Source organism: Parafrankia colletiae, assembly GCF_001854655.1.
GTDB classification, from domain to species: domain Bacteria; phylum Actinomycetota; class Actinomycetes; order Frankiales; family Frankiaceae; genus Parafrankia; species Parafrankia colletiae.
On sequence record NZ_MBLM01000110.1, the window covers coordinates 104,390 to 127,262 of the forward strand.

General features: G+C 71.7%; 22 protein-coding genes and 1 pseudogene. 12 read left to right on the top strand and 11 right to left on the bottom strand.

The window, feature by feature from the left end; all coding sequences use genetic code 11:
* Nucleotides 1–65: 65 nt before the first annotated feature.
* Nucleotides 66–590 (bottom strand): ArsI/CadI family heavy metal resistance metalloenzyme, encoded by a 525-nt coding sequence (locus tag CC117_RS14190; protein WP_071084365.1) that lies wholly within the window; start codon nt 588–590, stop codon nt 66–68.
* Nucleotides 591–692: 102 nt separating this feature from the next.
* On the opposite strand from CC117_RS14190, the gene CC117_RS14195 reads away from it, so the two are divergent.
* The 3 genes from CC117_RS14195 (at nt 693) to CC117_RS40110 (ending at nt 2,212) form a co-directional block, all read left to right on the top strand.
* Nucleotides 693–1,130 (top strand): ArsR/SmtB family transcription factor, encoded by a 438-nt coding sequence (locus CC117_RS14195; protein ID WP_071084367.1) that lies wholly within the window; start codon nt 693–695, stop codon nt 1,128–1,130.
* 69 nt (nt 1,131–1,199) lie between these two features.
* Nucleotides 1,200–1,769 (top strand): hypothetical protein, encoded by a 570-nt coding sequence (locus CC117_RS14200; protein WP_071084272.1) that lies wholly within the window; start codon nt 1,200–1,202, stop codon nt 1,767–1,769.
* The gene (locus CC117_RS40110; RefSeq protein WP_321572612.1) at nt 1,769–2,212 is read left to right on the top strand and encodes an SDR family NAD(P)-dependent oxidoreductase; all 444 of its coding nucleotides are present in this window, start codon (nt 1,769–1,771) and stop codon (nt 2,210–2,212) included. The genes CC117_RS14200 and CC117_RS40110 overlap by 1 nt, the downstream gene beginning before the upstream one ends.
* On the opposite strand, the pseudogene CC117_RS40115 reads toward CC117_RS40110, so the two are convergent.
* Together CC117_RS40115 and CC117_RS14210 are read right to left on the bottom strand one after the other, a co-directional pair.
* Nucleotides 2,195–3,316 (bottom strand): annotated as a pseudogene (locus tag CC117_RS40115) (DF family (seleno)protein); the annotation flags it as partial. The gene CC117_RS40110 and the pseudogene CC117_RS40115 overlap by 18 nt on opposite strands.
* Before the next feature lie 419 nt (nt 3,317–3,735).
* Entirely contained in the window at nt 3,736–4,176 is a 441-nt protein-coding gene (locus CC117_RS14210) for an acyl carrier protein (protein WP_071084276.1), read from the bottom strand.
* 9 nt (nt 4,177–4,185) lie between these two features.
* Between CC117_RS14210 and CC117_RS37440 the strand changes: the two genes are divergently transcribed.
* A complete protein-coding gene (locus tag CC117_RS37440) occupies nt 4,186–4,347 on the top strand; it encodes a hypothetical protein (RefSeq protein WP_157905407.1) in 162 nt (53 codons plus the stop codon).
* Here the strand turns inward: CC117_RS37440 and CC117_RS14215 are convergent.
* The 3 genes from CC117_RS14215 to CC117_RS14225 form a co-directional block, all read right to left on the bottom strand.
* Complete coding sequence (locus CC117_RS14215) at nt 4,325–5,059, bottom strand: DUF4184 family protein (protein WP_241830094.1); 735 nt, start codon at nt 5,057–5,059, stop codon at nt 4,325–4,327. The two genes, CC117_RS37440 and CC117_RS14215, sit on opposite strands and share 23 nt — an antisense overlap.
* A gap of 80 nt (nt 5,060–5,139) precedes the next feature.
* A complete protein-coding gene (locus CC117_RS14220) occupies nt 5,140–5,976 on the bottom strand; it encodes an SMP-30/gluconolactonase/LRE family protein (RefSeq protein WP_198541845.1) in 837 nt (278 codons plus the stop codon).
* On the bottom strand, nt 5,973–6,884 hold the full coding sequence (locus CC117_RS14225; protein ID WP_071084278.1) for a helix-turn-helix domain-containing protein: 912 nt from the start codon (nt 6,882–6,884) through the stop codon (nt 5,973–5,975). Before CC117_RS14225 ends, CC117_RS14220 begins: the two co-directional genes overlap by 4 nt.
* Nucleotides 6,885–7,012: 128 nt before the next feature.
* Here CC117_RS14225 and CC117_RS14230 point away from each other — a divergent pair, with 128 nt between their 5' ends.
* The 5 genes from CC117_RS14230 to CC117_RS14245 all read left to right on the top strand — a co-directional run bounded on the left by CC117_RS14230 (nt 7,013) and on the right by CC117_RS14245 (nt 13,012).
* On the top strand, nt 7,013–8,629 hold the full coding sequence (locus CC117_RS14230) for an MFS transporter (RefSeq protein WP_071084280.1): 1,617 nt from the start codon (nt 7,013–7,015) through the stop codon (nt 8,627–8,629).
* Between the two features lie 297 nt (nt 8,630–8,926).
* On the top strand, nt 8,927–10,873 hold the full coding sequence (htpG, locus tag CC117_RS14235) for a molecular chaperone HtpG (RefSeq protein WP_407673520.1): 1,947 nt from the start codon (nt 8,927–8,929) through the stop codon (nt 10,871–10,873).
* A 272-nt stretch (nt 10,874–11,145) separates the two neighbouring features.
* Complete coding sequence (locus CC117_RS40535; protein WP_407673526.1) at nt 11,146–11,226, top strand: putative leader peptide; 81 nt, start codon at nt 11,146–11,148, stop codon at nt 11,224–11,226.
* A gap of 216 nt (nt 11,227–11,442) precedes the next feature.
* Entirely contained in the window at nt 11,443–11,931 is a 489-nt protein-coding gene (locus tag CC117_RS34725) for a winged helix-turn-helix domain-containing protein (protein WP_084132085.1), read from the top strand.
* A gap of 31 nt (nt 11,932–11,962) precedes the next feature.
* Nucleotides 11,963–13,012 (top strand): NAD(P)-dependent oxidoreductase, encoded by a 1,050-nt coding sequence (locus tag CC117_RS14245; RefSeq protein WP_071084284.1) that lies wholly within the window; start codon nt 11,963–11,965, stop codon nt 13,010–13,012.
* A 210-nt stretch (nt 13,013–13,222) separates the two neighbouring features.
* Here the strand turns inward: CC117_RS14245 and CC117_RS14250 are convergent, their stop codons facing one another.
* From CC117_RS14250 to CC117_RS14275, 5 genes are all read right to left on the bottom strand, one after another.
* Nucleotides 13,223–14,800 carry an ABC transporter substrate-binding protein gene (locus tag CC117_RS14250; RefSeq protein WP_071084286.1) on the bottom strand — a complete coding sequence of 526 codons (1,578 nt, stop codon included), beginning with the start codon at nt 14,798–14,800 and terminating at the stop codon, nt 13,223–13,225.
* Between the two features lie 286 nt (nt 14,801–15,086).
* Nucleotides 15,087–16,799 (bottom strand): glucose 1-dehydrogenase, encoded by a 1,713-nt coding sequence (locus tag CC117_RS40120; RefSeq protein WP_321572611.1) that lies wholly within the window; start codon nt 16,797–16,799, stop codon nt 15,087–15,089.
* A gap of 506 nt (nt 16,800–17,305) precedes the next feature.
* Entirely contained in the window at nt 17,306–18,289 is a 984-nt protein-coding gene (locus CC117_RS14265) for a TIGR01777 family oxidoreductase (protein ID WP_071084288.1), read from the bottom strand.
* The gene (locus CC117_RS14270) at nt 18,286–19,020 is read right to left on the bottom strand and encodes a TetR family transcriptional regulator (protein WP_241830095.1); all 735 of its coding nucleotides are present in this window, start codon (nt 19,018–19,020) and stop codon (nt 18,286–18,288) included. The genes CC117_RS14265 and CC117_RS14270 overlap by 4 nt, the downstream gene beginning before the upstream one ends.
* Before the next feature lie 38 nt (nt 19,021–19,058).
* Entirely contained in the window at nt 19,059–19,961 is a 903-nt protein-coding gene (locus CC117_RS14275; RefSeq protein WP_131803069.1) for a M48 family metalloprotease, read from the bottom strand.
* A 204-nt stretch (nt 19,962–20,165) separates the two neighbouring features.
* Between CC117_RS14275 and CC117_RS14280 the strand changes: the two genes are divergently transcribed.
* From CC117_RS14280 to CC117_RS14290, 3 genes are all read left to right on the top strand, one after another.
* Nucleotides 20,166–20,792 (top strand): peroxiredoxin, encoded by a 627-nt coding sequence (locus tag CC117_RS14280; protein WP_071084293.1) that lies wholly within the window; start codon nt 20,166–20,168, stop codon nt 20,790–20,792.
* Between the two features lie 253 nt (nt 20,793–21,045).
* Entirely contained in the window at nt 21,046–22,125 is a 1,080-nt protein-coding gene (locus CC117_RS14285; RefSeq protein ID WP_198541846.1) for an alpha/beta fold hydrolase, read from the top strand.
* A 58-nt stretch (nt 22,126–22,183) separates the two neighbouring features.
* Entirely contained in the window at nt 22,184–22,858 is a 675-nt protein-coding gene (locus CC117_RS14290; protein ID WP_071084297.1) for a histidine phosphatase family protein, read from the top strand.
* The last annotated feature ends 15 nt before the right edge of the window (nt 22,859–22,873 follow it).

Here is a 22,873-nt window from a genome sequence, read left to right on the forward strand (position 1 = left end):
CGCCTCGGCGGCCAGCCGCCGCGCCAGCGGCGGCTGGCCGCCGAGCTCGATGTCCGCCACGGAGTTCAGCGGGTACCGGCGGGCGCCGGTTCGATGGCGACGTCGGTGGTGTCGGCGGCCGGGCCGCAGTCCACCCCCGGTCCGCAGGCGCAGGCCGATCCCGGCCCGCTGCCCGGCTCCACCGTCCGCAGCGTCGGCATCGACCCGTCGACGACGTCGGAGAGCACCGTGTAGACCTCCCACGGCGCACCGTCGGGGTCGTCGACCCAGACCTTGTCCTGCACCGCGTAGCAGCAGGCGGTGTTCTCCTCAACCGCGGTCTCCAGGCCGGTGCCCGCCAGCCGCGTCGTTGCGGCGGTGACCTCCTCGGTGGACTCGACCTCGACACCGAGATGGTTCAACGCTCCCGCGACCCCGCTACCGCGCACCTCCGGGTTCTCGATCAGCACCAGCTTCAGCGGCGGCACGTCGACCGCGAAGTTCGCATACCCCGGCCGCCGCTTCGCCGGCTCCACCCCGAACAGCTTCGAGTAGAACTCCACCGCCGCGTCCACATCGGACACGTTCAACGCCAAMTGCACCCGCGCCATCCCGATCACCTCACACACATTGACCGATGTCTATGTCCTGACGTCACGGAGCATGCCCGCGGACATAGACCGCTGTCAATCCCCCGTGRCATGCTGGTCCCCATGGCCACGACCTCGATGCCCGCGCCACCATCCATCGACCGGCCGGACAGCGCCGGCGGCGATTTGGTTGGCGCACTCGCGGCCTGCTGCACCCCGCTGGCCGCAGCACCCCTGTCCGCCCACGACGCCGACCAGCTCGCCGCCGTACTCAAGGCCATCGCCGTCCCCACCCGGCTACGGCTCCTGTCGATGATCTACGCCCGCGGCGGCGACGAAGCCTGCGTCTGCGAACTCACCGAACCCCTCGGGCTGACCCAGCCGACCATCAGCCACCACCTCAAGGTCCTCGTCGACGCCGGCCTCATCAGCCGCGAGAAACGCGGCGTCTGGGCCTACTACCGGCCGGTGCCCGGCGCCCTCACCGCCCTGCGCACCCTGTTCAGCCCTCGACCCGCCGACGGAGGCAGCGCGCCACCCCAGGACCACTCGCGGGACTGAGCTGCGGCGCATCTCGACTGGTAAAGAAATCGCGAAGCCGACGGAACGCCACGGCACGGCCGCGGACACTTGCGCCGGCGGTGCAGCCAGTGGGCAGGCAGATCCGGGCGGTTCCAGCCCGGCCGACAGCTCGACCTCCCGCCGGTACATCGACCCGGGTACGCCGAGCGGCCCGGCCGCCACCCGGCCGCGGCCAGCATCTTCTCCTTTGACTACCCCTACCTGCCGTTCTACGCCGGCACGTCCTACACGGCGCTCGGCCGGCCCGAGAAGGCACGGACCTTCGCCCAGCAGGCAGTGACGTTGTGCGACGCGGCAGCGGCGAACTGGCCGGTCGCACGGGCTTTGGCCCGGGTGGATCTCGCGCTCGCCGCGGTGCGGCAGAAGGAACCGGACAGGGCGTGTGCCGTGACCGTCGAAGCGCTGGAGATCTGCGCGACCGAGCGGCCGTTGGATCTGATCGTTCGCCGCACCGGTGAAGTCGTGCAGGAGATGCGCTCCTACCAGGCGCTGCCGTCTGTCCGAGACCTGCGGGAGCGCCAGACAAGCCTTGCCCGCATGCTCCGTGGCGCACAGAAGGCCCGTCCCGAAACCAGTGCCGGTTCGGCGGCGCGTGATCGACAGGCGGACACACTCTAGTGGATCTTCATCTGAACGGTAGGGTCGCGCTCGTCACCGGGGGTTCCCGCGGCATCGGACGGGCGATCGCGTCCCGCCTGGCGGCCGAGGGCGCCCGGATCGGGATCTGCGGACGCGACTCCGAAGCCCTCACCCAGGCCACGGCGGACCTCCACCTGGCCGACTCCGACGTCTTCAGCCTGAAGACCGACGTGACCAGACCTGGCGACGTCGAGCGTTTCGTCGATGCGGCTGCCGAGTACTTCGGGGGCGTCGACCTGCTGGTCGCGAATGTCGGTGGCACCGTCGGAGGAGACCTTGTGGCCGCCGTGGCAGGCGCCCCAAAAGCTGCTGGTGATGTCTTCGGCGGTCGGCTGGCTGGTGTTGAGATGTTGTTGAACTTCAGCGACGAGTCCGAGGGCGGCGGCGGCGAAGAGGTTGGTGTCAGCGCCGCGTTCGAGTAGGCGGCGGGCCGCGTGCCATTGACCGAAGGCGGTGGCGTCGGCCATGGGGGTGCCGCCAGCGATGACGGCGCCGGGTGCGTTGATGTCGGCGCCATTGTCGAGCAGGGCGTCGATGGCAGCGACGTCGTCGCTGCTTGCCGCCCAGTGCAGCGGTGTCTCGGGGTGCTCGCCGAGGACGCCGGTGTTCGGGTCGGCTCCGGCAGCAACGAGTGCGGTGATGGTGGCCGCGACGTTCGGGAAGTGCCCGGGCCAGTCGGTGGCGACGTGCAGCAACGTGCGGCCCCCGTGCCGGTGCAAACGAATCGAGGCGAGGCGAGGGTGCTCGGTCAGGAGTCGTTGCAGGACGGACAAGTCGCCGCTGTGAATCGCATTGACAGCGGCGTCGTGGGCGGGGTTGTCGATCAGCGCTTCGATGATCCATTCATCCGGCGGGGTGCCGGCGGTGCCATCGGGAGTGGAGTAAAGACGGCACTGCATCCCGTAGCGACTGGCCGCGTCCCGCGTCACGTGGACCTGCCGCTCGGCGGCGGGGTCGACGTCCTGGCCGTTGATGCGGACGGTGGGTGAGCCCAGGAAGTGATGGGTCTGGGCGTGCTCATCGTTCTGGATGCGGATCAGGGTGACCGGGGCGGCGATGTGGTGTTCGGCGAGCAGTGCGGTCAGGTGCGGCAGGAACGCCTCGAGGTTTGGGCAGCCGTCGAAGTAGAGCACCTCGATGGTTGCCGGTTGGTCGAGTTCGCGGATGTCGGCGATCAGACCGTCGCGCAGTGTGAGCCGGATGGTCATCTGCGGCGGGAAATCGTCGCGGTCCGGTGACTGGATCTGCAGGCGGACGGTGAGCTGCTCGGCCTCGCCGGTGGGGGCGGTCTGCTGCAGCTCGGCGAGCTGGAGGGTGATGCCGGCGGCGAGGAGGCCTGCGTAGTGGTCCCCGGCCTGGTCACGGCTGGTGCATTCGTTGCCGCCGTGTTCGCCGCCCCAGTGGACGTCCTCGGTCAGCAGCGCGGTGAACGCCTCGCGGGTGCCGGCACTCAGGGCCGCGGTCAACGTCGTACTCAAATCCGCGAGCGGATCGCCGGCAGCGCCACTGCTCGGTGGTGCAGACATGGCGGACTCCTTCTGGGGTCGAGGGCGCCAGTATCGGCCCTGCGGCTCACCGGCCCGGGACTACACCACCGGACACCTCCGATCCCTCACACGGCGACTCCACTCACTCTGTGCGACCTCGTGTCGCACGACGTTGCCGAACCCGAAAGCGAACGTCAGACCGACAACCACAACCATGATCACCGTGACGAGGGTGACTGCCGCGCCACCTCCCGCCGCCGACCGCACCCCAGCCGGACTGCCCATCACAGCGGCACCATCCGCGGCGATCAGGCGCCGTCCCCGGCAAGCACCCGCGCCGCTACCGGCCGGGACCCGTCGCTGGACGTGATAGGCGCAGGTACACGAACCGACACGACCAGGCTCGTCTTCGCCCGGTTATGCGTGGACGCTGTGCGAGCCTCCCCGGGGGCGCAGGCTCAGCGCAGTTGGGTGTCGATGAATCTCAGCAGTTCGTCGTCGGAGGCCGCGCCGAGGGAGTCCAGGCCGAGATCCGGGCCGGTCCCGGCGGGTACCGGGGAGCCGGTTCCGTCCAGGCTGGCCAGCAGGGACTGCAACCTGATCCGGATCTTCGTGCGGGCGATGGCCTCGTGCTCGCGACCGGTCACCGCCTGCTCCAGACGGTCCAGTTCCTCGAAGACCGACATCTCCGCCCGCACCGACTCCGGCAGGATCTCCCCCCGCAGATACCGCGCCAGCGCCAGCGGTGTCGGATGGTCGAAGACCAGCGTCGCCGGAGAACTCAGCCCGGTCACCCGGTTCAGCCGGTTGCGCAGCTGCACCGCGGTGACCGAGTCGAAGCCGACGTCCCGGAACGCACGTTCGGCGGGAACGCTCTCCACCCCCGGGAAGCCCAGCACCGCGCTGCTGTGCGCGCGGACGAGGTCCGCCAGCTCCCGATCCGCCTCGTCGGTGGGCAGCGCGGCGAGCCGGGCACGCAGCTGCGCGACGGCACCGCCCGCACCGCAAAGGTCAGCCGCACCGCAAAGGTCAGCCGGGGCAGCGCGGTCAGCCGGGGCGGCGCGTCGTGATCCGCCAGCCGCCGGCGACGAGCGTCAGCGAGGCTGCTATCGCTGTCACAGAGACGACGGCACCGTGGAAGACGGCGGCGTGCAACCCGCGCGGCGCGTACGCCAGGGTTGCGGCGATGCCCGCGGCAGCGGCGACCGCGAGGGCGGCCGGGAGGACCGCCACCGCGAGCGGATGCCGCCGTGGCCGCCGCGGACCGGCCGGCTGCGCGCGAAGGTGGACCGCCACGGCGGCAGTGAGGATCACCAGACCGAGGACGCTGGAGCCGTACTGCAGCCACCTGTAGCCGGGCAGGGGCCCGTGCTGGGCGCTCAGCCAGGACACCTGGCGGACACCCCACCTGTTCCAGTGCGTGAAGGCGTCCCACCCGACGTGTGTCAACGCGCCCAGGGCCGCGCCGGCGGGGGCCAGCAGCCACTGACGGCCCGTCAGCCGTGCCCGGGCCGCCAGCCGCCGCCGGACCGGGTCCGGGGCCAGGTCGACCAGGGCGTCACGGGCCAGGAACGACCACACCGCGAGCACAACCAGGGTGAAGGCGGGTGCGGCGGTCACGATGCCGAGCGCGCTGTGCGTGAACCGGTACAGGCTCGGGTCCGCGCTGAACACCGGTATGTCAGGGACCATCGACCCGGTCACCATCGCGCTCATCGGAAGGCCGAGGCGCCGCAGCGGCAGCACCGCGGCCGGATGGCTCAGCGTGAAGGGCACCGCCACGCCCTCCCCCGGGCCCGTGGCCGCGTGGCCCTGACCATGTCGACCGAAATGTGATCGTACTGCCGGCCGTCAGCCGCCGGTCAGGGCCTGCCCGCGCCGGGAGCCGGCGCGGGGAACGCCACGATCTGCCCGGTGGGCCGCGCCGATGCGGGACCGCCCCAGCTCTGCCCGACCACGTACAGACGCGGGTCGGGCCCGCGGCTGAGCGTGCAGGAGAACGCACCACGGTCCAGGCCGACCACGGCCAGGACCTCGCCTCCCTCGCGCACCCGCACGCAGCGCCGGTTGCCGACGTCGGCGTACCAGACCGCGCCTTCGGCATCGATGCAGATCCCGTCCGGGTGGTCGCCTGGTGTCTCCGCCCAGCTGCGGCGGTCACGCAGCCCACCGTCCGCGGCGATGCGGTAGGCGGTGAGCCGGTTCGCGTACGACTCCGCGACGATCAGCTCGGTGCCGTCATCGCTGATCGCCATGCCGTTCGGGAAGGCGAGGCCGTCGGCGACCGTGGTGACGACGCCGTCCGGCGTGACCCGCACGACGAGGCCGGGCGCGAACTCACCGTCCGGGAAGTCGAAGCCGATCGTGTTGACGTAGGCACTGCCCTGGCCGTCGACCACGATCTCGTTCCACGGCCGGCGGGAGACGCCGGCAAGATCCGCGTGCTCGACGAGTGTGCCGTCGGCCTCGCGGCGCAGCACCCGGCCGCGCGCCGAGTCCACGACGAGCAGCCGCCCGTCGGGCAGGAAGTCGATGCACATCGGGAACGACGGAACGGTCGCCACCACGGTGTGCCCACCGTCGGCGTCGAGCACCACCACCTGGTTCGCTCCCCAGTCGGAGAACCAGAGCCGCCCCTCATGCCAGCGCATCGACTCGCCGAAGACGATGCCGTCCATGACGATCGTGGGAGTGCTCACGACGCCCGCCCGTCAGAGGGCTCACATGCCGCAGGCTCGCGTGGAACCGGCAGGTTCTGGGGGCGGGCGGGCGGTGCGCCGAGGCTCGCGAGCAGTGCGAGCCGCTCGGCCGTGGGTGACTGCGGCTCAGCCGACAGGACGACGACGCGCTGGCCCGGGTCGTCAGGCAGGCGCAGTGTCTCCTCGTGCAACGTCAGGTCACCGACCAGCGGATGGCGGTAGGCCCGCACGGAGYTGGTGCAGTCGCGGACGGGATGGCGGGCCCAGCCCGACGCGAACTCCTCGGACTTCACGCACAGTTCGCCGATCAGGGTGGTGAGCTGCTCGTCCTCCGGATACTGGCCGGACGCCAGCCGCAGGTAGCCGACGAGATCCTCGACCTTGCGGCGCCAGTGCACGTACAGGTCGCGGGTATGCGCGTCGAGCATGATCAGCCGGGCCATGTTCGGGCGGGCGGCGCACCGGTCCGGCGCGTCGAAGGCCAGGTGCGGGGCGAACAACGCATGCCCGAGCTGGTTCCAGGCGAGGACGTCGGTGCGGCGGCCGACGACGAGGGCCGGCGAGTCGCGCACCGACTCGAGCAGCAACCGGACGCCGTGGCGCACCCGCTCGGGCCGGCGGCTGCGGCGGGCCGACCGCTCCGGGCGGGCAAGGCTGCGCAGGTGGGCGTGCTCGTCGTCACTGAGCCGGAGCACGCGGGCGAGTGAGTCGAGCACCGCGTCGGAGGCGTTGCGGCTCTGCCCCTGCTCGAGGCGGGCGTAGTAGGTCACGCTCACGCCGGCGAGCTGGGCGAGCTCCTCCCGGCGCAGGCCGGGCACCCGCCGCCGCTCACCAGGCCGGACGAGCCCGGCGTCGGAGGGCGCAAGCCGGTCGCGGCGCGAACGGAGGAACTCGCCAAGCTCGGTCATGGCAGCATTCTCATGCCGGCCACCGACATTTCCGCGCGGCGAAGGTAACCCTGCCAGGGCTACCCCCGCGGTGGAGGGCATCGGCAGGGCGGTGGCTACCTGGCGCGCGCCCCCCGATCGTCAGGCGCATGACCGACACCACCGCCGCATCCGATCCCGTCGCCGTACCGGCGCAGGCCGGGCGCGGCACTGCGCAGCCGCGCCCCCAGACGCATCCGGGCGATGCCGCCGACCCGCCCAGGGGCCCGTCCCGCGCTGCGCCCGGCAGCTCGGCCGACGGGCGGCCCCCCGTCGGCCCCGGCGGTTTCACCGGCCGGGAACGCCTCGGGCTCCTGCTCCTGCTCGGGACCCAGTTCATGCTCGCGGTCGACTTCTCGATCCTGAACGTCGCGCTGCCGTCCATCGGGTCCGGCGTCGGGATCTCCGAGGGCCACCTGCAGTGGATCGTCACCGCCTTCGCGCTGCCGTCCGCCGGTTTCACGCTGCTGTTCGCCCGGGTGGCCGACATCGCCGGCCGGCGCCGGATGTTCCTGGCCGGGCTGGCCCTGCTGATCGTCGCCTCGCTGGTCGGTGGCCTCGCCACGACGCCGGCGGTGCTGCTCGCCGCCCGCGTGGGCCAGGGGATGGCCGCCGCGATCGCCACGCCGGCCGCGTTGTCCCTGCTGGTGACCATGTTCCCGGAGGGACCGACCCGCCAACGGGCGCTCGGGCTCAACGGCGCCCTCCTGCCGGCCGGGTTCACCGTCGGTGCCCTCATCGGTGGCCTGCTGACGGAGTTCCTCAGCTGGCGCTGGTCGTTCCTGCTGAACGTGCCGATCGCGGTCGCGATCCTGGTCACCGCCCCGAGGATCGTCCCCGGCGGGCGCGGTGAGCGGGGCGGGCGGCTGGACGTCCCGGGGGCGCTGACCGTCACCGCCGGCCTGGTGGCCTTCATCTACGGGATCTCCACCGGCGGCGAGGACGGCTGGGGCCGGCCCGTCGTGTGGATCACGCTCGTGCTGGGCGCGGCGCTGCTTGTCGCGTTCTGGCGCATCGAGGCGACCAGCTCGCACCCGCTGGCGTCCCTCGCCGTGCTGCGCCGACGCACGGTCGCGGGCGCGAACGCCGGCGGGTTCGTCATCTTCGCGATGGGCAGCTCGCTCGTCTTCCTGCTGACGCTCTACCTGCAGCAGCTCCTCGGCTACTCCGCGCTGACCACCGGACTGATCTTCGGACTGCCGGGAGCCGCGGCGTTCACCGCCGGCCTGGTCGCCCCGCGGATCCTGAGCCGGATCAGCCCACCGACGGCGCTCGTCGCCGCCCTGCTCCTCCAGGGCTCGTCGGCCGCGGCGCTGGCGTTCGTCGACCTCGGTCGCTCCTCGCTCACCCTGGTGCTGATCGCCTCGGTCATCGGCTTCTTCGGGCACGCTCTGGGCATCGTCGGCTACCTGGTGACGGGGACGACTGGCCTGCCCGACGACGAGCAGGGCCTGGCCACCGGCCTCGCGACCATGACGCAGCAGGTCGCCCTCACGGTCGGCATCCCGGTGGTCAGCGCGATCGTGAACGCGGTCGTCACCGCCGACGGCACCGGGTCACCCGGCACCGCCGCCGCCGACGGGGCGATGCTCGACGGCATCCGGATCGCCCTGTGTGCCGACGGCGCGGCCACCGTCGTGGCCGGGCTGGTCGTCGCCGTGGTCCTCCTCGGACGGACGGCACGCTCCGCGGCCGGTGCCGGCGCGGGTGCCGGCTCTCCGGTCTGACCGACCTCGTCGACGCCCGCGCGCCGGCCGCTCACCTGGCGGCCGGCGCGCGGGCCTCGCTGTGGAATCCTCCGGGCGCGGCCCCGATGTGTCGGTGCGGACCCCTATGATTTCCGGCATGTACCCAGTGACCGTGAGCCGCCGCGAGCCCTGTCGGTCACGGCATTAGTTCGTGGTCACCGGGCAGCGCAGCCGCCCGGCGCGTCCCGGCGCGTTCACGAGCCGGCAGGCGGCGGCGCAGCGCCGGTCCGGCGCGGGCCCGGGCCGTGTCATCACCCCCCGACGTCGTGTCGGCGTATGCCCCTTTCCGATGGAGGAGCTTTCGTGAGCAACCGGATCGAGACGCTGGAGTTCCAGGCCGAGGCGCGCCAGCTTCTACAGCTGATGGTCCACTCGATCTACTCCGACAAGGATGTCTTTCTCCGCGAGCTGATCTCCAACGCCTCGGACGCCCTCGACAAGGCGCGGCTCGAGTCGTTGGTCGACGGTGATCTCGACCTCGACACGTCCGATCTGCACATCGCGATCGAGGTCGACCGGGAGAAGCGCACCCTGACCGTGCGGGACAACGGCATCGGCATGTCCCGGGACGACGTCGTCAGCCTCATCGGCACGATCGCCAAGTCGGGCACGGCGGAGCTGCTGCGCAAGCTGCGGGAGTCGAAGGAGGCAACGCCCGCGAACGAGCTCATCGGGCAGTTCGGGGTCGGTTTCTACGCCACCTTCATGGTGGCCGACACCGTCACGCTGCTCACCCGCCGCGCCGGGCAGACCGGCGGCACCCGCTGGGAGTCGGCCGGCGAGGGCACCTATGTCATCGAGACGGTCGACGACGCCCCGCAGGGCACCTCGGTCACCGTGCACCTCAAGCCGGTGGACGACGAGGACCACCTCTTCGACTACACCGACGAGCGCAAGATCCGCGAGATCGTCAAGCGGTACTCCGACTTCATCGCCTGGCCGATCCGCATGGCCGTCGAGACCACCGGCGAGGACGGTGCGACCAGCACCGACGTCCAGACCCTGAACTCGATGAAGGCGCTGTGGGCCCGTCCGCGCAACGAGGTCGACAAGGTCGAGTACCACGAGCTCTACCGGCACCTCAGCCACGACTGGACCGACCCGCTCGAGATCATCCACATGAAGGGCGAAGGGGTCTTCGAGTACGAGGCCCTGCTCTTCCTGCCGGCCCACGCCCCGTTCGACCTGTTCACGCAGGGTGCCCGCCGTGGGATCCAGCTCTACGTCAAGCGCGTGTTCATCATGGACGACTGCCAGGCGCTCATGCCGAACTACCTGCGTTTCGTCAAGGGCGTGGTTGACGCACACGATCTGTCGCTGAACATCTCGCGGGAGATCCTGCAGCGGGACCGCCAGATCCAGCTCGTCCGCCGCCGCCTCGTCAAGAAGGTGCTCAGCACGCTGAGCACCCTGCAGGAGAACGACGCCGAGCGTTACCGGACGTTCTGGAAGGAGTTCGGTTCGGTCATCAAGGAGGGGCTCCTCGACGATGCCGACAACCAGGAGTCGATCCTGGACCTGCTCTCCCTCGCCTCCACGCACGACGCCGCCGAGCCGACGACCCTGCGCCAGTACGTCGAGCGCATGAAGGACGGCCAGAGCGACATCTACTACATGACCGGCGAGTCGCGGTCGCTGGTCGAGAACTCCCCGCACATCGAGGCGTTCCAGGCCAGGGGCTACGAGGTGCTGATCCTGACCGACCCGGTCGACGAGGTCTGGGTCGAGCGGGTCGCCCGCTACGACGGCCGGGCGCTGCAGTCGATCGCCAAGGGCCAGGTCGACCTCGGGGGCGAGGAGGAGGAGCAGAGCACCGACGCCGAGCGGGAGCAGCGGGAGCAGGACTTCAGCGCCCTGCTGTCCTGGATGGCCGAGAGCCTGCGCGAGGAGGTCCGCGAGGTCCGCCTGTCCACCCGCCTGACGACCTCCCCCGCCTGCGTCGTCGGGGACACCCATGACATGACGCCGACCCTGGAGAAGATGTACCGCGCCATGGGGCAGGACGTTCCGCGGCAGAAGCGCATCCTGGAGCTCAACCCGACGCACCCCCTGGTCAGCGGGCTGCGCAAGGCGCACGAGCAGGGCGCCGAGGCCGACGCCGACGTGCTCGCCGGCACGGCGGAGCTGTTGTACGGCATGGCGGTGCTCGCCGAGGGCGGCGAGCTGCGCGACCCGTCCCGCTTCACCCGCCTGCTCGCCGACCGACTGGCCAACGCGCTGTAGCCGCGGCGACGGGCCCGCGTCGGCTCTTCGGGCCACCAGAACAGGAGAGCAGGTAAAGCGGGCCGTCGTCGCCACCGCCCGGAAACGCCGGCCGGCGGCGACGGCTCGCTGGACTGGCTCGACCAACCGGTGTTCGGCGCAGCGAGACATCCCCTCGGGTCGGGCGACGAGCCGGCGACCGCCCCTTTGTTCAGTCATCGAGTAGAAAAGTGAACCACGTCATAGGCCGGACCGGTTGGCGGGCGGTCGACCGGCGTGTTTGTGTTACTCCTGTGTGGCAGCCTTCCTTCCTCGTGACCCGGGCGCACATCGATCTGCTCCGCGTCGCCTCCGCTGCCTGTCCGGCCGGCTGACAGCCACCATCCGAGCGGCGTTCGCCCGCTCTCCGGCCCGTTCCTCGTCGGGCCCAGCCATGCCCCGCGTACCGGGGCTCGATGCCCGTGCCGGCGCAGCCCGCCGCGGCATCTCCGTCCGGCCACCGGTCCCGGCGCCCGCGGCCGGCCGGCCGCCGGCACCGACCGCGATGCCGCACCCACCGGCAGCCCGCAGAACCCGAGGAAGGCACCGCCATGCCTGTCGAGTACATCCGCGTTCACGAGACCACGGCCACCCCCGCGACGAGCGCCTCGGCGACGACCACCCTCACCGGCCAGCTCTTCGGCCAGCGCGCCGACCGGGGTTCCGGCCGCCGTTTCGCCACCCCCGGCACGCCGCCACGGACCCGCCCGCTCGCGGTACCCGGCCGGACCGGCATCCACCTCGACCGGGCCAGCTGGGAGGCACGCGCCGACGGGCGGCGCCTCGACCTGACCTATCTGGAGTTCGAGGTCCTCGACTTCCTCGTCCGCTCCCCCGGCCGGGTACACAGCCGCGCCGTGCTGCTGCGGGACGTCTGGGGGAACCAGGGCGAGGGCGGGCCGGTCCCGGGCGAGCGCAGCGTCGACGTCCTGATCACCCGGCTGCGGAATAAGATCGGGCCCGGACGGCGGCACGAGATCGAGACGGTGCGGCGGGTCGGCTACCGCTACCGGCCGGCCGAGGCCGCAGCGCAGCGCTGACCGCCGACCGATCTCCGGGAGCCCGCCACACATGACGATCGTCTCGCCCACCCCGCCGCCCGCCACGTCCACGGACGTCCGCCCGGGGGCACCCACCGCCCCCGCAGCGGCCCCGCTCGGGCCCGCCGTGGTCGCGGTCGTGATCCCGGGCCAGTTCGTCGGCCAGCTCCGCGCGCTGGTCGGCGCCGAGACGCAGGTCGTGGACGTCCTCGGCGGCGATCCCCTGCCGCCGGTGGAGAGTGGGGCGGGGCCGGTGATGACACTCGTCATGCCCTGGTCGCTGAAGGGCTCCCCGCCGGCCGCACTGGCCGCACTGGCCGCGGTCGAGCGGGCGCAGTGGGTGCACTTCGTGTCCGCCGGGGTCGACGGGTTCCCCCTCGATCGTCTGGCCGGCCGCACGGTGACCTGCGGCCGCGGCGCGAACAGCGCGGCGATCGCCGAGCTGACCGTCGGCCTGCTGCTGGCCGCCGAGAAGCGGATGCCCGACATCTGGGAGGCCGAGACGAACGAGCCGTTCTTCACCGCGCCGCTCGGCTCGCTCGTCGGTCGGACCGTCGGGCTGCTCGGCTTCGGCTCCATCGCACGGGAGCTGGCCCCCCGGCTGCACGGGTTCGGGACGCGCCAGCTGGCGCTGCGGCGCAGTGGCCGCCCCGCCGACGTGCCGGGGGTGACCGTTGTGCGGACCCTGCCGGAGCTGCTCGGCGAGACGGACCATCTGGTGGTGGCCGCGCCGCTGACCCCGGAGACCGATCGCCTGCTCGACGACGCCGCGTTCGCCGTCGCCAGGCCCGGGCTGCATCTGGTGAACGTCGCCCGCGGCCGGATCGTCGACACCGACGCGCTGGTCCGGGCACTGGCGGCCGGGACGGTGACCCGGGCCAGCCTGGACGTCACCGATCCCGAGCCGCTGCCGGCCGATCATCCGCTGCGCCGCGACCCGCGGGTCCGGATCATGCCGCACCTGTCGTGGTCGGCGCCCGGTGGGCTCAACGCCGGCCTGACGGTCTTCGTCGACAACCTGCGCCGCTGGCGGGCCGGCGAACCGCTGCACGGCGCAGTCGACCTCACGGCCGGCTACTGAGCCGCCAGCCAGCGCCGCCGGTCGAGACGGAACGCTCCCGAGGCGATGCCGCCGAGGATGGCCGGGCCGAGCCCGACCCGGACGGGCGCCCGACCCGGACGGGCGCCCGGCGCGGTGTGCGCCGTGCGCCCGCCGGGCGTTGTCAGACCGCGGCCGTCCCGCCCCGCCCCCGCGAGCGGGCGACCGTCCCGTCCGGTTCCGGGTGGATGACTACTTCTTGATCCACAGTTCTTCGGGCAGCAGCGACCCGGCGCCGTACTGGCGGACGCCGCCGACGTTCTCGTTCGCGATCACACCGGCCGCGGAGCGGGTCAGGAAGATGACCGGGGTCAGCTCGGACAGGCGCTCCTGCACGGTTTCGTAGGCGGCCTTGCGTGCCGCCTCCGACGTCTCGACCCGGCCGGCGTCCAGCGCATCGCTGAGTTCCTGGTCCTTGACGCCGGAGAGGACCGCCCGCGAGTCCTGGTGGAAGGCCGTCCACAGCCGCGGCTCGGGGTCCTGGAAGAACGCCGACGAGACGAGCGCGTCGAAGTCGAAGGTCGTGCGCAGCGCCGCGACCTGCGAGAAGTCGACGATCTTCACCTCGACCTTGACGTTCTTGAAGCCGCTCAGCTGCGCCTGGACGTTCTCCGCCATCGCCCGGTTCTGGCTGGTGGGGAAGGCGGAGAAGGCGAACGTCACCGGCTTGCCCTCGGCGGCGAGCTCGTCGAACAGCCGCTGGGCGAGGGCCTTGTCCGTCTTGCGCAGCGGGATGTCCGCGTAGAACGGTGACGACTCGGCGAACAGCTTCTCGGGCACCTGCGCGGTGCCGTTGTAGACGGCGAGGTTGAACGCCTCCATGTCGAGCGCCGCGGAGAGGGCCTGGCGGGCGCGGATGTCGTTGAACGGCGCCCGGCGCGAGTTCAGGGCCAGGAAGTTGCCCCCGCTGAGCGGCATCAGGTCACTGGTCATTCCGGCCTCGGCGGCCTTGTCCAGGTTGACCCAGTCGGCTTCGGCGGCGACATCGGCACCGCCGCTGACCAGCGTGTTGTAGCGCTGGGTGGTGTCGAGGGACGACCGGATGGTGAGCCGGTCGAGGTAGGGCTTCGGCGCGTCCCAGTAGCGGGAGTTCTTGACCAGCCTGATGTCCGCCTGGCGGGTCCAGCTGTCGAGGGTGAACGGGCCGGCGCCGATCGGGTTCTCGTCGAAGGACGCCTGGCCCTTCTGGAGCGCTGCCGGCGAGCCGATCCAGTTCATCGAGGACGTGAGGATGGCCTGCGCGTACGCCGACACCGGCTTGGCCATCGTGACCTTGAGGGTGGTCTCGTCGACGACCTCGGTCGACTGCATCATCGACGCTTCGGCGACGTAGGACGAGCCGACCGCCGGGTCCTTGGTCCGGTCCCAGTTGAACTTCACGGCCTCGGCGTCCAGCGGCGTGCCGTCGGAGAACACCAGGTCCGGGCGCAGCTTGAGGGTGAAGGTCTTGCCCTGGTCGGTCGTCTCGAACGACTCGGCCATCGTGTAGCTGATCTTTCCGGCCTCGTCGCCGACCATGAGAGTGCCGTACAGGGCGTTCCCCAGCACCGCGGTGATCGGGGTGTTGTTACCGAGAGTGGCTGGGTCCAGGCTGCGCGGGTCGCTCAGCATCAGGATCCGGCCTTCACCCCCGGCCACCGGCTGGCCGGTCGGGCCCGATGAGGACGACGAGGGCGAGCCGGTGTCATCGTCGCCGCCGCCGCAGGCGCCGAGGACGAGCGCCATACTGGACACGACGGCCGCGACCAGTAATCGCTTTACCCGAATCATGTTCTGCCTTTCTCGGTGTTTTTCTGGACGGTGCGTTCCGTGCGTTTTATGCGCTTATTTCATTCGGTGCGTTCAGTATGGACTGTGCGCGGGAGAGGTACCCGCGGTGGTCACCGTTTCGGACGGGGCGGAGCGCGCGCGGCCGTCCCGACCGCGGATGTGCCCTAGGCTTTCGACGCAGCGACTGGGCGCCGACTCGGTAGCGGGTTCCTCTTCACGACCGGCGTCCGGTTCCCGCTTTCCTTCTGCGTCGCGGCCGGAATCCGGCGGGCAGTACGCGGCCGCTTCACGTCTCCCGTATCCCGCCCATATGCGGGCCGCCGTCGACGGCCAGAGTCTGCCCGGTGATATAGGACGCGGCGTCGCTCACGAAGAACAGAATCGCCTGGGCGACCTCGTCCGGGGTCCCGGGGCGCCCGAGAGGCGTGGAACTGCTGAACTCGGCGGTGTCGATACCGGCCACCTGCCAGGCGGCCACGGCCCGCGCGGAGGCGACCGGGCCGACGGCGAGACAGTTGACCCGTATCCCGTGGGGTCCCCATTCGGCGGCGGCCACCGAGGTGAACATCTGCAGCGCGGCTTTCGACGAGGCGTAGTGCGCCCCGCCCCGCACTCCGTGCAGACCCGCGTCCGAGGAGATGTTGACGATCGCGCCCGACCCCTGCGCGATCAGATGACGACCGACCTCCCGGGTGCAGAAGTACGCCGCACGCACGTTGAGGTCGAAACTGGCGTCCCAGCCCTTGGTCGGCAGGGTCGCCAGCGGGCCCATCCGGGTCCCGCCGGCGTTGTTGATCAGGATGTCCACGCGGCCGAGCTCGTCGACGGTGCTCCCCACCAGCCGGACGACATCGTCCTCGACCTTGACGTCGGTGCGGATGGGCAGGCAGCGCCGGCCGGTGGCCTGTTCGACCTCGGCGGAGGTCCGCTCCAGGTCGGCGACGGTGCGCGCGGCGATGGCCACGTCGGCCCCGTACTCGGCAAGCAGCCGGGCGGTGGCGGCGCCGATACCGGTCCCGCCGCCGGTGACGATCGCGACCCGGCCGGTCAGGTCGTAGAGCCTTCTCCTCCGGTCGGCCGGCCCGCCGGTGCGTGGTGACGGCCCGGACGGGCCCGACAGCACCGCAGGTGAGAGGGCTGGTAGCGCCGCTGGCCCGGCGGGCRGCGGTGCGGAAGGCGGCGGCATGGTGGGTGAGGGGTGCGCCGCCGGTAACGGGTCCGACAGCGCGGTGGGTAAGGGCACCGAGGCCGGGGCGGACGGCACCATCGGCCGCCCCGTGGACGCATCCGTGTCGGGCTCGGCGAGCGGTTCCACGAACGGCGCCATCCGTGCCTGCCCGGCGCGCGGTGGACGAACCGGGTCACGAAGGCACAGCGCGTTCGCACAGAGTCGGGTGATCTGCTCGAGGGTGGCGTCGAACTGGCGGTCGGGGTGGCCCTGCACCAGCCACTGCTCGGCGAAGCGCCAGGTGAGCGCGCCCAACGCCGCTGCCGTCACCACCGGGTCGAGGTCGGGGTCGGCCAGCCCGTGGCGCTGCAGGTTCTCCACCGACGCTGCGACGTCGGTGTTGTGGTTCCAGTACAGGCCGTCCCACAGCTCGCGGATCCGCTCGTCGTGCCGCCCGACCTGTTCGATCACACTCATGATGCGCGCTTCTTCGCGGTAGGCCTCGAAATGGACCCGGATCGCCGCCGCGAGTCGCTCCCGGGGGGTCGCCGTGGACTCCCGGTCGAGAATGATGCGCATTCCGGCGCTGAGCTCGGTGTCGATCGTCGCCGCGACCTCGCGGAAGATCTCGTCTTTCGAGTCGAAGTAGTGATAAAAGGAGCCGTGGGACAGGCCCGCACGCTCGGCCACGTCCGCCACCCGGGCCTCGTGGAAGCCCTTTTCCTCGAACACCGACTTCGCCGCCTTCACGAGACGCGTCCTGGTCTCGGCGCCTCGGCGCGAGCGCGGCACGTTCGATTCGTTGGGGTCGGCTTCGGAGGTGGTGATCACGATGCGCTCCTGAGAGTCAAGGCATTACGGTGAAGGCCTCGCACTGCTTCTCGCCGCGGCACGTGAAGATACTCGCGTGCAGCGCGGTGCCCGTGGCCCGCCATCCCGGAAAAGCACCGGGAAACCGGGCCATGCCTAGGCCTTCCGAAACAGGTCGGGCGGCCGGAACCCGGGGGCCGGCGTGTACCCGCCCCCGCACATCGACTCCTGAACATCGCGCCAGAGATGGTTCTGTCTGGTCATGGTTCTCGTCGTGGTGCCGTTCTCGTCGTGTTCTGTTCTCGTCGTGGTTCTGCCTGGCGTCGACGTCAATGTTAGGAGAACATGACGTCAACGTAGACGAGAACGGGCAGCTCAGCAAGCATCCAGTCCCCTGGTAATCGCGGGACCCGCAGCGCCTGGCCTCAGCCGACCGGTGGTCCTGACGTTCGCGTCAACGTGGGCACCGCCGCTGGTCACCGGCCGCGACGCGCTCACCCGAAGCCGGAGCCGGGATGGGACCGGCATCAGGCGCCCGCGGTGCCACCGGTGCCACCAGCGCCGTCACGTACCCGGGCCACCAGATCCTCGGCCGCGCCGGGCCAGGTGGGGAAGTCGAAGACAAAGCCGGCGCGGAGCAGGCGGCCCGGCACCACGCGGCGGCTCTTCAGGAGAAGTTCGGTGTCACTGCGGAGCGCGAAGGCGCCGATCTCCGCCATCCAACGCGTGGCGGGCAGCCCGAGCCGCACGCCGGCCGCACCGCGCAGGCCCGCCATGAAGGCACGCAGCGGCAGCGGGTTCGGCGCAGCCAGGTTGACCGGCCCCGCGAATGTGTCGTCGGCGAGAAGAAGGTCGACGGCCCGCGCGAAGTCGCGGCCGTGGATCCAGGACATGTACTGCCGCCCGCCGCCGACCGGCCCGCCGAGGCCGCACCGGGTCAGCCGGAGCAGCATGTCGAACGCGCCGCCCCGACCGGGAGCCATCACCATCGACGTTCGGAGCGCGACCCGGCGGGTGTCCGGGGTCGGAGCGTCGGTCTGGGCGCGTTCCCAGTTCCGCGCGATGTCGACGCTGTACGCCCAGTAGGCCGGAACACCGTGCTCGGAGCCGCCGATGACGCCGGTCGCCTCGTCGTTGGCGCGGTCATGGCTGTGCGCGTAGATCGTGGCGGTGCTCATCTGCAGCCATACCCGGGGCGGCCGTGCCGCCCCGGCGATCATCGCGCCGACGGCGCTGGCCGAGTCGACCCGCGAATTCATCATCTCCCGCAGGTTGGCGTCGGTGTAACGGCAGTTCACAGTGCGCCCGGCCAGGTTGACCACCGCGTCCGCACCGTCGATCTCGGCCGCCCATGCTCCCGCGGTGCGCCCGTCCCAGTGCACCAGGCGGGCGCCGGGCACCTGCGCGTCCGGCTGCCGACTGAGCACGACCACGAGGTGCCCCGCGCCGCTGAGCGAACGCGCGAGCAGGCGCCCGAGGTGCCCGGTGCCGCCCGCAATGACGATCTTCACGATGCCCTCCCACGGAGGCCGGCCACCAGGGTGTGCAGGTCGTCGGCGACGCCGCGCAGGCCCGGCAGCCGGGTGAGCGGGACGGCCCGGGCGATCATCCGGGCGGAACCGTCGACCAGCTGCCGGGTGCGGGCCTGCCCGGGCGAGGTGTCGTACACCCAGTACAGCGTGATGCCGAGGTAGGCGAGCCACAGCAGCTCGGGCAGGTCCCTGCCGAGAGGCCCGGCGGGGCGGGCGTCGGAGCCGTCGAGTACCTCGCGGAACAGCCCGATCGCGGCGTCCCGCGCTGCGGCCGATTCGGGGCTGAACGGGCTGGATGTCGACGTCGGGGCGATCGCCACCCGGATGAACGACCCGGCGAAGGCGTGGTAGGGCGTCATCTCGTCGATGCCGGCGTGCAGCACCCCACGCAGCCGCTCCGCGAACCCGCGGGACTGCAACGCCTCGGTGGCCCGGAGCCGGTGCCCGTCCTGGATCAGGGCGTAGAACTCCTGGACCAGCTGTTCCTTCGAGCTGAAGTAGTAGTAGGCGTTCCCCGGCGAGACCCCGGCCGACTGCGCGATCCCCCGCATCGTCGTCTGGTCGTAGCCGCGGTCCCGGAACGACGCGAGCGCGGTCTGCAGGATCAGCGCCCGCGTCGCGGCGCCCTTCCCCGCGTTCCTTCCCCCGCTCACCGCGGGCCGGCCGCCGAGGCCGGAGCGGCCGGAAGGTTCACCGTCCTCGGTCTCCACTCCGGACTCCCCTGGGTCGGTGATCGCGTCAGGTCACGTTATCGCTCGATTTGAACGTGTTCAACTTCTGCTGGTACAGCCGTCGAAGGAGCGGACGGTGCGGCCCACAGACGGAGGAGGCGCTCCGGCAGGCGGGGTTGCGGCAGGGCAAGCCAGAGCCACAGGCTGAACCCGGGTGGAACCAGCGCTGCCGCCTGCTGCTGCTTCTCGAACGCATCGGCAAGAGAGCGCGCGCCCACCGCCGCTGCCGTGCTGCGGTCAGCTCGGCGGTCCGCARCCCGCAGTCCCATGGTCTGGGCAAACGAGGAGGCCAGCACTCCGGTACACGCTGTCAGCAGGACGGTGAGCGGCACGCCTTCGTCCTGCCACCCGATCAGCGTGGCGCACGCCACCCAGATCGCAGTGCCTGCCGGGAGGACGAGGTGGGCGGCCGGCGTGCGAAGCCTGGCGACATGGTGCGTGGCCAGGGCCTCCAGCTCCGCCGGGCTGGCCGCTGCCAGCTCCTTCCCCAGGATCACGTGATCGCGGCCGAGCAGCCCGACAGCCCCCACGTTGTGCACCGGACCGCGCCGGTTCGGCAGAATCCGCACGTCGGACAGCGGCCTGCCGACCCGCGCGGCCGCCGCCATGACCCGGCCACGCATCGGCTCCGCGCACGGCCGTGATCGTCTGATGACGAGCACCGGAAGCACGAGATACCCCAGCACGAGCTGGAACATCGCGACGCCGACAGCCACTCCGGCCGGCGGCGGGGCACCCAGCACGCCGGCAAGGAACCATCCGCCCGCACCCGCCGGAACGGACAACAGCGCGAGGGCCAGCCCCGCCCACTGGGCCGACATCGGTATCCCGGTAGCCCTCAACCGCGACGGCGACCGTGACGCCTTCGCCTGCCTTGCCACCGGGACGGGCAGGTCAAGCTGATCCTCACGTTCCGGCATGCGGAAATCCCTCCCCACGCACCCCGCGTGGGTGCGCGCGACATCTGATCACATGCCCGCAGGAGTGATCAGCCCGGCCCCGAGATGCTGATCACGCACGCCTGGTGCAGCGGATGGCGGCGACGGCTTGGGTAGTTTCAGGGATGCCAGGGCGGCCGGCCCTGGCGGACGTCCGTGCACCGCTACCGAACAAGGGACTCTTCTGTGAGCCTTCGGCTGGGCGATATCGCGCCCGATTTCACTGCCGCCACCACCGAGGGCGACATCTCCTTCCATGCCTGGAAGGAGGGCTCCTGGGTGGTCTTCTTCAGCCACCCGGCCGACTTCACGCCCGTGTGCACCACCGAGCTGGGACGGACCGCGGCGCTGCAGACCGAGTTCGCCAAGCGCAACACCAAGGCGCTCGCCGTGTCCGTCGACCCGGTCGAGGACCACCGTGGCTGGGCCCCGGACATCGGCGAGGTCGGCGGCACGCCGCTGAACTTCCCGATCGTCGCCGACCCGGACCGCAGCGTCGCCGAGCTGTACGGGATGATCCACCCCGGCGAGGGGGACACCTCCACGGTGCGCTCGGTCTTCATCATCGACCCGGCGAACAAGGTGCGCCTCACGCTCACCTACCCGAAGTCGGTGGGCCGCAACTTCGACGAGATCGTCCGGGTCATCGACGCGCTGCAGGCCACCGACGCCAACCCGATCGCCACCCCGGCGGACTGGAAGCCCGGCGACCGGGTGATCGTCTCGCCGGCCCTGTCGACCGAGGACGCCCGGGCGAAGCTCAGCAACGTCGAGGAGATCAAGCCCTACCTCCGCTACGCGGACGCTCCCTGACCAGTCGACCCAATCGACCCGGTCGACTGCCGGCAGACCAGCCGACCCGCTGACCCGCTGACCTGTCCGGCCAGCAGACTGCCCGGCCGGATGGCAGGCTGACCGTCGCTGGTCAACCGCGTGACGGCCGGCTCCGGATCCGGCGTCGGGGTGGGGTTCCGTGCCCCGCCCCGACGCCAGTCCGGCATGGACACACCGGCATAGACACACTGGCATGGACACACGACGGGACGCCCGACGAGAGGTGCGGTCCATGACTGACCAGACAGCTGACCAGACGGCTGACCGGCCGGCCGACGGGACCGCGTCCGAGGCGCCGGTGGACCAGTCCGCGGACGGGGCGGCGGGAAGGCCCGCGGAAAGGTCGGCGGTGCGCCGGATCTGCGTGGCGGCCGGCCTCGACCTGCACGTCGAGGACCTGCACCCCGCGGCCGTCGACACCACCCGGTCGGACCCCACCCCGGTCGTTCTCGTCCACGGCATCGCGGGGACCACCGCGGACTGGGCACGGGTGGCTCCCGAGCTGGCCACGACCCGACGGGTCATCGCCTACGACCACCGTGGCCACGGTGCCAGTGACCGGGCCGCCGGCGGACGCCCGTCCTACACCTTCGATCTGCTGCTGGCGGACCTCGTCGCGCTGCTGGACACGCTCGGCCTGCGCGCCGTCGACCTGGTCGGCCATTCGATGGGTGGAGTGGTGGCACTGCGCTACGTGCTCGACCATCCGGAGCGGGTGCGCTCCCTCGTTCTCGTCGACACCGCTGCCGAGCCGGCCTCCGCGACGGGCGGGGCGGCCCGGCGGGTCGTGTCCGCGTTGCTGGAGGGTGCCGCGGCGATCGCGACCGCCGTCCACGGCGCGCATGACCCGGAGCCGGCGGCCGACGGCGGCCCGAGCGAGCTCGCTGTCGTCGACGAGCGGGCCGGGGCGGCCGAGCGCCACGGCAGTGCTGCCGACCACCAGGTCGAGGGCCTCGGCCGGATCGATCCGGAGGCGCTGGTCGCGTTCGGCCGTGAGCTGGGGGCATACCCGTCGATGGTCGACCGGCTTGGCGAGATCGGCTGCCCGACGACGGTCATCGTCGGCGAGCGGGACTCGAGCCTGCGTGACTCGGCGCACACCCTGGCCCGGGCCGTCTCCCGCGCGCACCTGGCGGTGATCGCGGGGGCGGACCACAGCCCGCATGCCAGCCGACCGCTGGCCTGGCTGGCCGCCGTCGAACGCCACTTCGGGCGCCTCGCAGCGGACCTCGCAGTGAACCTTGCAGCGGACAAAGCCACCGCACCTGGGCGATCCGCCTACCCGTCCGCGCCGCTGCGCCCGTTCACCTGACCACGCCGGCTCGCACCGGCAGGGTTCGGGATGAACCCACGGGACGGGGGGCCGCCGGATGTCCGACACCGACACGGATCTGCTGCTGGTAAGGCACGGCGAGGCACACTGCAACATCGCCTGGGTCGCCGGTGGCGACCGCGGCTGCACCGGGCTGACCCCGCGGGGCCGCGAGCAGGCGGCGGGCCTTGCCCGGGCGCTGCGTGCCCTGCACGCGGCGCGGCCGATCGACATGGCCTACGCGGCGCCGCGGCTGCGGGTGCGGGAGACCGCACAGATCGTCTGCGACGAGCTCGGCCTGCCGGTGGCGGCGGAGCCGCGGCTGTCCGGACCCGATCACGGCGAGGCGGACGGACGGCCGTGGGCGGACATCATCGCCGAGTTCGGCGGGCCTCCCGCGGACCGGCCGGAGGAGCCGTTCGCGCCCGGTTCGGAGAGCTGGAGCGAGTTTCTCATCCGCGCGGGCGGCTGCCTGCGGGAGCTGACCGAGCTGCACCGCGGCCAGCGCGTGCTGGTCATCGCCCACGGAGAGACGGTGGAGGCGGCCCACCGGCTGCTGATGGGGGTGCCGGCCGTCACCCCGCTGCCCTATGGCTTCTCCGTCGCCCACGCGTCGCTGACCTGGTGGTCGCACCGCTGGTCCTCAGCTGGCAGCAGCCGGTGGTCGCTGGTGCTGCACGGAGCCACGGACGGCTTCCACACGATCCGGCCCAGCCGGGAGAACCGCAGCTGAGCGGGAGTACAGCGA

What these genes read in the sequence shown, in the direction of transcription:
- CC117_RS34725 (WP_084132085.1), top strand. Translation starts at nt 11,443, where the DNA reads ATGCCTGTCGAGTACATCCGCGTTCACGAGACCACGGCCACCCCCGCG.
- CC117_RS14285 (WP_198541846.1), top strand. Translation starts at nt 21,046, where the DNA reads ATGACTGACCAGACAGCTGACCAGACGGCTGACCGGCCGGCCGACGGG.
- htpG (WP_407673520.1), top strand. Translation starts at nt 8,927, where the DNA reads ATGCCCCTTTCCGATGGAGGAGCTTTCGTGAGCAACCGGATCGAGACG.
- CC117_RS14250 (WP_071084286.1), bottom strand. Translation starts at nt 14,800, where the DNA reads ATGATTCGGGTAAAGCGATTACTGGTCGCGGCCGTCGTGTCCAGTATG.
- CC117_RS14290 (WP_071084297.1), top strand. Translation starts at nt 22,184, where the DNA reads ATGTCCGACACCGACACGGATCTGCTGCTGGTAAGGCACGGCGAGGCA.
- CC117_RS14195 (WP_071084367.1), top strand. Translation starts at nt 693, where the DNA reads ATGGCCACGACCTCGATGCCCGCGCCACCATCCATCGACCGGCCGGAC.
- CC117_RS14230 (WP_071084280.1), top strand. Translation starts at nt 7,013, where the DNA reads ATGACCGACACCACCGCCGCATCCGATCCCGTCGCCGTACCGGCGCAG.
- CC117_RS14245 (WP_071084284.1), top strand. Translation starts at nt 11,963, where the DNA reads ATGACGATCGTCTCGCCCACCCCGCCGCCCGCCACGTCCACGGACGTC.